General features: G+C 73.5%; 11 protein-coding genes. 1 reads left to right on the forward strand and 10 read right to left on the reverse strand.

Features of this window, described 5'->3' with window-relative positions:
* Positions 1-71: 71 nt before the first annotated feature.
* From IF655_RS30130 to fmt, 9 genes are all read right to left on the reverse strand, one after another.
* Positions 72-524, reverse strand: coding sequence for an Lrp/AsnC family transcriptional regulator (locus tag IF655_RS30130; RefSeq protein WP_018548984.1), 453 nt, complete (start codon positions 522-524; stop codon positions 72-74).
* 125 nt (positions 525-649) lie between these two features.
* Positions 650-1,138 (reverse strand): GNAT family N-acetyltransferase, encoded by a 489-nt coding sequence (locus IF655_RS30135; protein WP_199588334.1) that lies wholly within the window; start codon positions 1,136-1,138, stop codon positions 650-652.
* Between the two features lie 73 nt (positions 1,139-1,211).
* The gene (locus IF655_RS30140; RefSeq protein WP_199588335.1) at positions 1,212-2,654 is read right to left on the reverse strand and encodes a GuaB1 family IMP dehydrogenase-related protein; all 1,443 of its coding nucleotides are present in this window, start codon (positions 2,652-2,654) and stop codon (positions 1,212-1,214) included.
* Positions 2,655-2,780: 126 nt separating this feature from the next.
* Positions 2,781-3,116, reverse strand: a complete 336-nt coding sequence (locus IF655_RS30145; RefSeq protein WP_199588336.1) for a barstar family protein — start codon at positions 3,114-3,116, stop codon at positions 2,781-2,783.
* A complete protein-coding gene (locus IF655_RS30150; protein WP_199588337.1) occupies positions 3,113-3,625 on the reverse strand; it encodes a ribonuclease domain-containing protein in 513 nt (170 codons plus the stop codon). The genes IF655_RS30145 and IF655_RS30150 overlap by 4 nt, the downstream gene beginning before the upstream one ends.
* 76 nt (positions 3,626-3,701) lie before the next feature.
* The gene (locus tag IF655_RS30155; RefSeq protein ID WP_161181958.1) at positions 3,702-4,745 is read right to left on the reverse strand and encodes a sugar-binding transcriptional regulator; all 1,044 of its coding nucleotides are present in this window, start codon (positions 4,743-4,745) and stop codon (positions 3,702-3,704) included.
* Between the two features lie 90 nt (positions 4,746-4,835).
* The gene (rpe, locus tag IF655_RS30160) at positions 4,836-5,522 is read right to left on the reverse strand and encodes a ribulose-phosphate 3-epimerase (protein WP_199588338.1); all 687 of its coding nucleotides are present in this window, start codon (positions 5,520-5,522) and stop codon (positions 4,836-4,838) included.
* An 819-nt stretch (positions 5,523-6,341) separates the two neighbouring features.
* Entirely contained in the window at positions 6,342-7,760 is a 1,419-nt protein-coding gene (locus tag IF655_RS30165; RefSeq protein ID WP_199588339.1) for an RsmB/NOP family class I SAM-dependent RNA methyltransferase, read from the reverse strand.
* Between the two features lie 81 nt (positions 7,761-7,841).
* On the reverse strand, positions 7,842-8,774 hold the full coding sequence (fmt, locus tag IF655_RS30170; protein ID WP_199588340.1) for a methionyl-tRNA formyltransferase: 933 nt from the start codon (positions 8,772-8,774) through the stop codon (positions 7,842-7,844).
* A gap of 397 nt (positions 8,775-9,171) precedes the next feature.
* On the opposite strand from fmt, the gene IF655_RS30175 reads away from it, so the two are divergent.
* Positions 9,172-9,693 (forward strand): hypothetical protein, encoded by a 522-nt coding sequence (locus IF655_RS30175; protein WP_199588341.1) that lies wholly within the window; start codon positions 9,172-9,174, stop codon positions 9,691-9,693.
* Positions 9,694-10,162: 469 nt separating this feature from the next.
* Here the strand turns inward: IF655_RS30175 and IF655_RS30180 are convergent, their stop codons facing one another.
* Positions 10,163-12,310, reverse strand: a complete 2,148-nt coding sequence (locus IF655_RS30180; protein WP_199588342.1) for a primosomal protein N' — start codon at positions 12,308-12,310, stop codon at positions 10,163-10,165.
* Positions 12,311-12,326: the final 16 nt, after the last annotated feature.

Here is a 12,326-nt window from a genome sequence, read left to right on the forward strand (position 1 = left end):
GCGCGGGACAACCTACGCGATCACCCAGCGGACCGCAATGGTTACCTCGGGTAACACGTGCCGGGAGCCCGTCAGGCAGGCGCCCCCGAGGAGAACCTCCGCAGCAGCGGCGAGAGCACGAGCACCGATTTGGTGCGCTCCACGAAGGGCTCCCCCGCGATCCGCTCCAGGACCCGCTCGAAGTGCCGCATGTCGGAGGCGAAGACCTGCGCGATGGCGTCGGCGTCCCCGGTGACGGTCGACGCGGCGACGACCTCCTGGTACCGCTCCAGACCCCGCTGGATCGTCTCCGGCGAGGTGTTGCTGCGGCAGTAGATCTCGATGTACCCCTCGGTCTCCCAGCCGAGCGCCGCCGGGTCCACCCGCACGGTGAACCCGGTGATGGCTCCGGTGGCCCGCAGCCGGTCCACCCGCCGCTTGACGGCGGGGGCGGACAGCCCGACCGACTGCCCGATGTCCGCGTAGGAGCGGCGGGCGTCCTCGGCGAGGGCGTGCACGATGCGTTCGTCGAGATCGTTCAGCACAGGGGGTGGTTCACTTCTTCGTGTCGGTCACTTCTGCGCCCTGTCCGCGACCTCCTCAAAAGGCCACGTCACGGGAACGGCGTCAGCCGTCATACGAAGTAGAACACGACCCCGTGAGCCCGGCGTCAGCCACCGACCCGCCGGGTGAGAAACGTGCACATGTCCACACACTCGTGGTCACGCCCGTCCGCCCCGACGTACCCGTACCGGTCCGCGTACCTCACCAGCGGGCGGTACCCGAGCCGGGCGTACAGCGCGGCCGCCCGCGGATTGTCCTCGGCGACCCCGATCCCGACGACCTCGAGCCCGCGCTCCCGCGCCAGTTCCTCGCACGCGCGGATCAGGGCGGTCCCGATCCCCCGGGACCGCTCCTCGGACCGGACGGCGACCCCGCCGATCTCCGGGCAGTCGAGGGCGACCTCCGGGGCGGCGCAGCCGATCCAGCGCATCTCGGCGGACCCGACCGGTCGCCCGCCGAGCCACGCCACGAGATAGGTGCACTCCCCCGCCCGCTGGCGCGCGAAGCGCCGGGCGTGGAAGGAGGTGCGTCCGGGACCGGGGAGGGCGCGGTCGAGGAGGGGTACGTCGGCGGCACGGCACACGGCGATGTCCATGGGCCGACAGTAGGCGCCGGGCGGGCGGAACGGCCCCCGGTTTTCGCCGGGGGCCGTCCGCACGGCGGTTACGTCAGTTCCAGCTCGCGTGCAGGGGCTTGCCCTCGGCGTAGCCCGCCGCGCTCTGGATGCCGACGATGGCCTTGTCGGCGAACTCCTCCAGGGAGGCGGCACCGGCGTAGGTGCAGGAGGAGCGGACGCCCGCGATGATCGAGTCGATCAGGTCCTCGACGCCCGGGCGGGCCGGGTCGAGGTACATGCGGGAGGTGGAGATGCCCTCCTCGAAGAGCGCCTTGCGGGCGCGGTCGTACGCCGACTCGTCCGAGGTGCGGTTGCGCACGGCGCGCGCGGATGCCATGCCGAAGGACTCCTTGTAGAAGAGGCCCTTCGCGTCCTGCTGGAGGTCGCCCGGGGACTCGTAGGTGCCCGCGAACCAGGAGCCGACCATCACGTTGGAGGCACCGGCGGCAAGAGCCATGGCCACGTCGCGCGGGTGACGGACCCCGCCGTCGGCCCACACGTGCTTGCCGAACTTCCGCGCCTCGGCGGCGCATTCGAGCACCGCGGAGAACTGCGGGCGGCCCACGCCGGTCATCATGCGGGTGGTGCACATGGCGCCGGGTCCGACCCCGACCTTGATGATGTCCGCGCCCGCCTCGATCAGGTCCCGGACGCCCTCGGCGGAGACGATGTTGCCCGCGACGATCGGCACATGCGGGTCGAGCCCGCGCACCGTGCGCACCGCGTTGATCATCGACTCCTGGTGGCCGTGCGCGGTGTCGATGACGAGCGTGTCCACGCCCGCGTCGAGCAGTTGCTTGGCCTTGCCCGCCACGTCGCCGTTGATGCCGACGGCCGCCGCGATGCGCAGCCGGCCGCTGTCGTCCACGGCCGGGGTGTACAGGGTGGCGCGCAGCGCGCCCTTGCGGGTGAGGATGCCCGCGAGCCGCCCCTCGCCGTCGACCGCCGGGGCGTAGCGCCGGTTCGCCCCGTCCAGGGTGTTGAACGCCTCGCGCGGGTCGATGTCCGCGTCCAGCAGCAACAGGTCCTTGGCCATGACGACTTCGAGCTGGGTGAACCGGTCGACGCCGGTCAGGTCCTGGTCGGTGACGACACCGACGGGGCGGTAGTTTTCGTCCACGACGACACCGGCGTTGTGCGCGCGCTTGGACAGCAGGGCCAGCGCGTCGGCGACGGTCTGCTGCGGGGAGAGCACGATCGGGGTGTCCAGCACCAGATGGCGGCTCTTGACCCAGGAGACGACGTCGGTGACCACGTCGATCGGGATGTCCTGCGGGATGACCACCAGGCCACCGCGCCGGGCGACCGTCTCGGCCATGCGGCGCCCCGCGATGGCGGTCATGTTGGCGACGACCAGCGGGATGGTCGTACCCGTCCCGTCCGGCGAGGCGAGGTCCACTCCCTGCCGCGAGCCCACCGCGGAGCGGCTCGGAACCATGAACACGTCGTCGTACGTGAGGTCGTACGCGGGCCGGTTGTCATTGAGGAAACGCACGTGCCGCACATCCCAGTCGATCAGAGGTGACCCCCCGACGGGTGCGCCGGAGGGAAAAGAGCACGTACTTCATTCTCCCATGGGAGGTCCCCGGCCATACCCCCACGGAACCTCCAGGGTCACCGGTCAGGGGTGGGCGTTTCCTCCAAGCGCCAGCATCACGTCGAGCAGGAAGGTGCGGTCGACCGCCTCGGAGAGGATGTCGCTCGCGATGCGCCACTCGCGCGGGTTCTTCTCGGCGAACGTGTGCCAGCCGCGTACGACGACCAGCAGCCCGCGCTCGACGGCGGGGGTCGGCCAGACCGTCGTGTCGCACAGGGAGTCGAGCAGCGCGTCCCAGTTGCGCCCGAACCACTCGGGGAGGTCGAGCACATGCGCCGCCTGCTCCATCAGACCGGTCTTGTCGGTGACGCCCCTCAGATCGAGGGTGACCGCGTACCGGTCCGCCAGGTCTTCGCTCATCTCAGCACCGCCCGGAACGAGTTGTAGTGATCGTCGGTGTAGTAGAACTCGGTGCCCTGCCCGGTGATGAGGCGCCGGGCGCCCCGGGTGCGGGAGTTGGGGGTGGGCACGGTGTACTCGTGGTAGTAGCCCCGCTGGTGCCGGGGCAGCAGCCCCTCGTAGTTGCCGAAGACGATGCCGTCCCGTGCGTACGGATAGGGACCGCCCTTGTCGATCAGCGCCAGGGTGCGCCGGGCCTCGGCGGGCAGCCGGGACTCCGGGACGGTGGCCATGCCCTTGGCCCACGACGGCGTGGCGGCGGCCGTGGTGCCCGGCGCGGAAGCCGACGGCGTGGCCGGGCGGGAGACGGTGGGCGGAGCGGTGGCCGTGCCGGGGTCCGCGCACCCGGCGAGCAGGACGGCGAGGACGGCGAGCAGCCCCGCGAACAGACGGGGGACGAGAGGCAGCGGCGCACGCGGCGCGCGGGATGCGCGCCGGGCGGGCCGCCGGGGGACGAACCGCGACAACATGCCGACGATGCTCCCACGGTCCGCCCCCGCGCGGGGGCGGACCGTCCGTTTCGTCAGGAGCCGTCGAGGTCCCGCGTCAGGAGCCGTCGGGGTCCGCGCGACTGAGCGCGGCCTTCGGCGTGGGACCCGCGGTCAGCAGGTAGTCCGCGGCCGAGGTGTCCGTGACCAGGCTGGTGACCAGACCGGAGCGCAGCACCGCGTCGATCGCCGGAGCCTTGCGCTGACCGCCCGCGATGGCCACGACCTCGGGGATACGGCGCAACTGGTCGGTCTTGACCGTGATGCACCGCTCCCCCAGGTCCCGCCCGATCCGGCGGCCCTCGGCGTCGAAGAGGTGCGCGGACATCTCGGCGGCGACCCCGAGCGAGGCGTAGTGCGCCCGCTCCTCGTCGCTGAGCATGTCGTGCACGGTCGAGATGCCCGGCTCCCAGGAGCCGATGGAGACGCAGGCGACCGTGACCTTGTCGAAGTACTCGAAGGCGCGGGCGATCCCGGTCTGGTTGCGCAGCGCCGCCGCGGTGGCCTCGTCCGGCAGCAGCATCGGCGCGTAGATGGGGTGCGCGTCGCCGCCCGAGACCTGCGCGGCCCGGCGGACGGCCTCGACGGAGCCGCGCTCGGCGGTCCCGGCGTCGTACACGCCCGTGAGCTGCACCACCGTGCACGGCGGCAGCCGGTCGAGAGCCGCGGCCATGTGGATGGTGGAGCGGCCCCAGGCGAGCCCGAGCACGTCCCCCTCGTCCACCAGCTCGCCGAGCAGGTCCGCCGCCACCTCGCCGAGGTTCTCCGGGTCCGGGGTCTCCTCGGCCTCTGCCGGGGACTCCACGACCACGGCGTGCCGCAGCCCGTAGCGGGCGCGGAGCGCGTCGGAGCGCTCGGCGTCCAGTTCGGCCGGCACACGGATCTCGATCCGTACGAGATCCCTCTCCAGGGCGGTCTCCAGGACCCGGGCCACCTTGAAGCGGCTCACGCCGAACTCCTCGGCGATCTGGATCTTGGATTTGCCCTCCAGGTAGAAGCGACGGGCCATGGCCGCCGCCTGCACCAGCTCAGCGGGCCCCATCCGCATGGCTGTCCGGCCCGCCGACATACCCGACACGGCGATCTCCTCACTGCTGTGCACACACTCTGATTCGCCGTTCATCCTCGCAGATTCGGCGCGGCTCATCCGCCCTGATGGGCGCCTTCCCTCAACCGTTCACGCAACCGTGGCTCAGTGGCCGTGCGCCCAGGTCGAATCCGCGATGGCCCGGTCCGCCTGCGCGCGCAGCGCGCGCACGGCCTCGGCGGGGTCGGCGGCGCCGTAGACGGCCGACCCGGCGACGAACACATCGGCTCCCGCCTCGGCGCACCGCTCGATCGTCTCGGCCGAGACACCGCCGTCCACCTGCAGCCACATCTGCAGCCCGTGCTTGGCGATCAGCTCACGGGTACGGCGGATCTTCGGCAGCGTGATGTCCAGGAACGCCTGCCCGCCGAAACCGGGCTCGACCGTCATGATCAGCAGCATGTCGAGTTCCGGGAGGATGTCCTCGTACGACTCGATGGGCGTCGCGGGCTTGAGCGCCATGGAGGCGCGGGCGCCCTTGGCGCGGATCTCGCGCGCGAGCCGGATCGGGGCGCGGGCCGCCTCCACGTGGAAGGTGACCGAGGAGGCACCCGCCTCCACGTACTGCGGAGCCCAGCGGTCGGGGTCCTCGATCATCAGATGGCAGTCCAGCGGGATGTCCGTGGCGCGGGCCAGGGACTCCACAACCGGGGTGCCGAGCGTGAGATTCGGGACGAAATGGTTGTCCATGACGTCGACATGCAGATAATCGGCGCCCTCCACCGCCTTCGCCTCGTCGGCGAGGCGGGCGAAGTCTGCGGACAGGATGCTGGGGTTGATCTGAGCGGCCATGGTCTCAAGCCTGCCATGTCCCTCCGGGGGTTTGGGGGGCGGGCCTGGGGTGGTGGTCGTGGCTTCTTCGGGCGCGGGTGGGTGGGGGCTGGTCGCGCAGTTCCCCGCGCCCCTGGGGGGTGGTGACTGTTCGCTGTTCTGGTGCGGGTGAGTGGTGGTTGCTCGCGCCGTTCCCCGCGCCCCTGGGGTGGTGACCGTCGTCTTTTGTGTGCGGGCGCGTGGGGCCCTTTCGCGCAGTTCCCCGCGCCCCTGGAGTGGTGACCCGTCGCTCTTCTGGTGCGGGTGGGTGGGGGCTGGTCGCGCAGTTCCTCGCGCCCCTGAGGGGGGTGACGGTCGTATGTCGGGTGGCGGGTTCATCGGGGCCGTGCGCCGAATCGCCAACGGCCACCACCCCCCAGGGGGCGCGGGGAACTGCGCGAGCAACCACCACGCACCCGCACCCAAAGAACGACGGTCGGGCTCCAGGGGCGCGGGGAACTCCGCGACAAGCCCCCCATGCACCCGCACCGGATGAGCGAACAGTCCCCACCCCCTAGGGGCGCGGGGAACTGCGCGAATGGCCACCACGCGCCCGCAGGCGAAGTATGACGGTCACCACCCCAGGGGCGCGGGGAACTGCGCGAGAAGCCACCACGCACCCGCACCCGAAAGACGACGGTCGGCACTCCAGGGGCGCGGGGAACTGCGCGAAAGGCGACCACGCACCCGCACCCGAAAGACGACGGTCGGCACTCCAGGGGCGCGGGGAACTGCGCGAAAGGCGACCACGTGCCCGCAGGTGAAGAGCGACCGCCGCCACCCGCGGGGCGGTCGATCCGGTCAGGCGGTGCGGCGGATCAGGGCGAGGTACATCGCGTCCGTGCCGTGGACGTGGGGCCAGAGCTGGACGTCGGGGCCCTCGCCGAGGTGGGGGACGTCGGGGAGGAGCGGGCGGGCGTCGATCAGCTCGGCGTCGGGATGCTGCTTCAGCACGTCGGCGACAACCGCCCGGGTCTCGGCGAGATGAGGCGAACAGGTGGCGTACCCGACGACACCCCCCACACGGACGGAGTCCAACGCGGTGCGAAGAAGCGACCGCTGGATGGGCGCGAAACTGTCGAGGTCGTCGGGACGACGGCGCCAGCGAGCCTCGGGCCGACGCCGCAGGGCACCGAGCCCGGTGCAGGGAACGTCCACCAGAACCCGGTCGAAGCTGCCGGACTTCCACGGCGGCCGAGTCCCGTCGGCGGCGATGACCTGGTACGGACCCGGGTTCCCGTCCAGCGCCCGCGCCACCAGCCCCGCCCGATGCGGCTGCTTCTCGGAGGCAAGCAGGAACGCCCCCCGCTCAGCGGCGAGCGCCGCGAGCAGCGCGGCCTTGCCACCAGGTCCCGCACAGGCGTCGAGCCACGTCTCGTCCGACCCCTCGACGGGCGCGTTGGCGAGCGCGAGCGCGACCAACTGGCTGCCCTCGTCCTGCACACCCGCCCGCCCCTCCCGTACCGCCTCGACCGCGCCGGGCTCACCGCCCTCCGCGAGCCGCACGGCGTACGGCGACCAGCGCCCGGGAACGGCCGCCTCCTCGTTCAGCAGCTCCTCGGCGGTCGACCGGCCAGGACGCGCCACCAGCGTGACCTCCGGACGCTCGTTGTCCGCAGCGAGCAGCTCCTCGATGCCCGCACGGCCACCACCGAGGGAGTCCCACAGCGCGGAGACGACCCAGCGGGGGTGGGAGTGGACGACAGCCAGGTGGTCCTCGGGGTCCTCGTCGTACGGCGGCGCGACCTTCTCCAGCCAGCCGTCCAGATCGTCCCGGGCCACCTTGCGCAGCACGGCGTTGACGAACTTGGCGCGTCCGTCGCCGAGCACCACGCGGGCCAGCTCGACGGAGGCGGAGACGGCGGCGTGCGTCGGGATACGGGTGCCGAGCAGTTGGTGCGTGCCGAGGCTGAGCACGTCGAGGACCGGCGGGTCCACCTCGCGCAGCGGACGGTCCACGCAGGCGGCGATGATCGCGTCGTAGGTGCCCTGGCGGCGCAGCGTGCCGTAGACCAGCTCGGTGGCGAGGGCGGCGTCCCGGGCGTCGAAGTCGCCGTTCTCGCGCGCCTTGCGCAGCAGCGGGGGCAGCACGAGGTTGGCGTACGCGTCCCGCTCGTCCACCGCGCGCAGCGCGTCGAAGGCGAGGATGCGGACGGGGTCCTTCTGGGGGCGCCGGTAGGGCTTGGCGGGCCGGTTCGGCCGACGGGACTGCTCGCTCACGAGAAAGGTGCTCCGGATACGAAGAAAGGGGTGCGGTCCCACCCTACGTCGGCAGGACCTCACCCCTCCTCTTCAGGGCGCTCAGACGCCGAGCGTCTCGCCCTCCGCGATACGGACCCCGCGCGCCCAGTCGGCGGCGCGCATCGGCTTCTTGCCCTGCGCCTGCACCCACAGCAGTTCGACGGCGTACGAACCCGTCCCCACGTGCACGCTGTTCTTGCCGACGGCGAGCTGCCCGGGCGCGAGGTCGGTCCGCTCGGGCACCGGCACGACCTGGACGAGCTTGAGCCGCTCGCCCCGGAAGACGGTCCAGGCGCCCGGCGCCGGGGTGCAGCCGCGCACCACGCGGTCGACGCGCAGCGCGGGCGCCGCCCAGTCGACGCGCGCGTCCTCGACCGTGATCTTCGGCGCGAGGGTGATGCCGTCGGCGGGCTGCGGTACGGCCTTCAGGGTGCCGTCCGCGATGCCGTCCATGGTCGCCTCCAGCAGCCCGGCACCGGCGAGGGCGAGCCGGGTGAGCAGGTCGCCGCTGGTGTCGGTGGGGCGGATCGCCTCGGTGACGGTGCCGTAGACCGGGCCGGAGTCCAGACCCTCCTCGATGAGGAAGGTGGACGCGCCGGTGATCTCGTCACCCGCCATGATCGAGTGCTGCACGGGGGCGGCGCCGCGCCAGGCGGGCAGCAGGGAGAAGTGCAGGTTGACCCAGCCCTGGGCGGGGATGTCGAGCGCGACGCGGGGCAGCAGGGCGCCGTAGGCGACGACCGGGCAGCAGTCCGGACCGATCTCCTTCAGCCGCTCCAGGAACGCGGGGTCGCGCGGACTGGCCGGCTTCAGCACCTCGATCCCCGCCTCCACCGCCCGCTCGGCCACGGGCGACGCGACGAGCCTGCGCCCCCGCCCGGCCGGCGCGTCGGGCCGCGTGACCACGGCGGCCACCTCATGCCGCCCGGACGCGATCAGCGCGTCCAGAGCGGGAACGGCAACCTCGGGAGTTCCGGCGAAGACAAGCTTCATAACCAGGATCGAGCCTCTCAAACGGCTACGGACGGGCAGCGCACCAGTCTATGCCGCCGCCCATACCCGGCAGACGGCACTGGTCCGATGTCCGGAAGCGGGACCCTGCCGACGCCGCCGAGAGCAACGCCGCCGGACCCGGCGGTCGCCCCGCCTCCCCGCCCACCGGAAACACCACGGTCAGCCGCCGACGGCGCTCGGCCCCCACCGGTTGTCCAGCTTCTCGGCCAACTGGAAACGGGTGGTGCGCGGGTGGGAGAACCGGCGTACAAAACACACCGCACGCCCCCACCGCGTGACCAGCGGAGCCCCCACGCGTTGGTCAAGACAGAGTTGACCAACACCGGGCGGCTGAAGCGGCCCGGTTCCTTTCAACGCCGGTTCGAGAGGCTTGTTCATGGCCGACCACGCAACCCACGACGCCCAGGCCCGGGCCAGCCTGCACCTCCTGGTGCGGGACATCGAGCGGGTCCGCCGCCAGGTGGACGCACTGCGCACGCTCACCGCCCAGTTGGGCAACGTCTACCGCCCGCGCCGCTCCGGCCCGTCCACCGGCTTCGTCGTCTACGGACGCGCCCCCGCCCCCACGGTCCGCCTCGCCCAGGAACTCCGGGACAGCGTCGAGACCCTGGTCACCGCCGCCGTGGACTTCGACCGCTCGCTCGGCTTCTCGTGGGACGCGGTGGGCTCCGCGCTCGGCGTCACCAAGCAGGCGGTGCACCGCCGTTACGGGGCCCGCCGCGCCGCCGCCCAGGCGGCCGCCGACGCCGAGCGCGCGGGCGAGCCGTCGGGCACCCGCACGCTCAACGTGCCCACGGTCCCCGCCGCCCGCTCGATGCCGACCCAGCCCACGGCGGGCAGCCCCACCCTCCGCGAGGACCCCCGCCCGACCGCCTTCCCGGGCCCGCGCAACGGCTGACCCCTCGCCCTGCCCGGGAGGACACTCACACAACGCACCCCCACAGGCGCGACACCGAGCACCGACCACCCCGGGCGGGGCGCCGACACGACCGTCGACGCCTCCGCCAGTGCGGTTCACCACCAACCGGCCGCACCACACCCAGGCAGACCGAGCCGACCGCCTTCCCGGGCCTCCACAACGCCTGCCCCGCCCTCTGGGCCACCCCCGGGAGGGGCTATTCGGCAACCAGGTAGGCGACCGTCCGAGCACCCTCGCCGCCGCCCGGTGCCCAACGGGGCGAACCCGACCCCGCCCGCCGACAGACCCCGGCGGACCCCCCGAAGCCGAGCCGCCACCCCACCGACGCCAGCCGGACCGGGCGCCCACCAGCCACCCCACCGGTACGCCCCGCCAGACCGTCAGCCCCACCCAGCAAGGCGACGGCAACGCACCCACCCCAGACCGCCAAACCCAGCAGCGCGCCCCCTCACCCGATGTCCGGCGGATCGATCCGCACCCGCACCGGCGCTTCCCCGCCCCGCGCCATCCGCGCCGCCTGAGCCGTCTTCAGGGCGCCCGCCAGCATCGCCCCGCTGCCCGGCGGTACCCGGATCAGGGCGCGCTCCCACTCCTCGCCGGGCGGCGGCGCGCCGGGGCGGCGGGGGCGGCCGGGGAGGGTCGGGGGCAGCGGGACCGGGCCCAGTACCTCCGCGTCCGGGGGCAGCTCGGCGGCGGTGAGGAACTCCGCGACCGCCTCCGTCGTACCGGACACGGCAGCCATCCGCGACACCGGCGGGAAGCCCAGCTCGGCCCGTTCGGCCAGCTCGCGCAGCGCGAAGCCGACCGGGTCCCACCGCACCAGCGCCTGGACGGGCCGGAGCGTCGGCTCGGCCATGACGACCACGGTCCCGTGCTCCCCCTGCGGACGCACCAGCGCGGCCGCCGACATCCACCGCCGCAGCGCGTCCTCGTCGGAGCGCAGGTCGGGGCGGCCGAGCATGGCCCAGCCGTCGAGGAGCAGGGCGGCCGCGTAGCCGCCCTCGGCGACGGGTTCGGCGCCCGGGGTGCTCACCACCAGCGCGGGCGCGCCCGGCACGGTGTCCAGCACGTGTTCGCGCCCCGAGGTCCGCACCGGTACGGCGGGAAACGCGCGCCCCAGCTCCTCGGCGGTCCGCCGCGCGCCGACGATCTGCGCGCGGAGCCGGAAGCCGCCGCACTCCGCGCAGTGCCAGGAGGTCTCCTGGTGCCCGCACCACTCGCAGCGCAGCTCCCCCGCGTCCTGCGCCTGGAGTGGACCCGAACAGTGCCGGCACCGCGCGGGCGCCCGGCACTGCGCACAGGCAAGGCGGGGGACGTATCCGCGCCGGGGTACCTGCACCAGTACCGGACCGTGCTTGAGCCCTTCCCGTACCGCCCGCCAGGCGAGGGTGGGCAGACGGGCGGCGCGGGCGGCCTCGTCGCGCGCGAGGTCGGCGTCGCCGACGGTCCGCACCAGCGGGGCGGCACGGCGCACCTGGTCCCGTCCGGCGGCCACTGGCCGGGCCCAGCCGCTCTCCACGAGCTGCGCCGCCTCCACGGTGCAGCTCCGGCTCCCCAGCAGGAAGGCGCACCGGTCGAGGGAGGCACGCAGCAGGAGCACGTCCCGGGCGTGGGGCTGGGGGGCGTGCTGCTCGGCGTGGCTGTCGTCGCCGTCGTCCCAGATGACGACGAGCCCGAGGTCCTGGACGGGGGCGAACATGGCCGCGCGTGTCCCGACGACCGCCCGGACCGCGCCGCGCCGCACCGCGAGCCACTGCGCGTACCGCTTCTCGGGCCCGGCGTCGGCGGTGAGCAGCGCGTGCCGTCCCTCGCCGAGCAGGTCGGTGAGCGCGGCGTCGACGCGGGCGGCGGTGCGGCCGTCGGGGACGACGACGAGCGCGCCGCGTCCCGAGGCGAGCGTGGCGGCGACGGCGCGGGCCAGCTCACCGGCCCACTCGGGTCCCGGCAGGGCGGTCCAGACGGCCCTGGGGGCGCCCCCGGAGGCGAGGGAGGCGAGGAAACCGGGACCGTGCTCGTACCGCGCCCAGGAACCGGGGTCAGGGGCCGGAGGCGGAGGCAGCGGCTCGGGAGAGGGACGGCGCTCGGCGCGGGCGCTGCGCGGGGGTACGGCGAGCTGCAGCACGTCGGCGAGGCTCCCGGCGTACCGGTCGGCGACGGCGCGGGCGAGGGTCAGCAGTTCCTCGCTGAGCACGGGTTCCGGGGAGACGACCTGGGCCAGCGCGGCCAGTGGTCCGGCGTAGTCGGACTCGGCGCGCCGCTCGATGAGAAAGCCGTCGATGAGCCCGCCGCCCTCACGGCGACCGCCCCGCACGCGCCCCCTTCCGGCCCCGAACCGCACCCGGACCCGCACCCCGGGCTGCGCCTCGGCGTCCAGCTCCTCGGGCACGGCGTAGTCGAAGTACCGGTCGAGATGCAGCACGCCCTTGTCGACCAGCACCCGCGCCACGGGCCGGTCCTTGGCCAGCGCCGCCCCCCGCCAGGTCCGCGGCTTCGCCCGCGGCACCTCGGCGGCCCGCACGCTCTCCCTGATCAGCGCAAGCTGCTCCGGCGACGCCCCTTCAGCCCCGCCGTCCCCCAACCCGTTCTCCCTGCTCACGCTTGCATTCTTACCA

The organism is Streptomyces sp. DSM 110735, assembly GCF_016482685.1.
GTDB lineage: Bacteria > Actinomycetota > Actinomycetes > Streptomycetales > Streptomycetaceae > Streptomyces.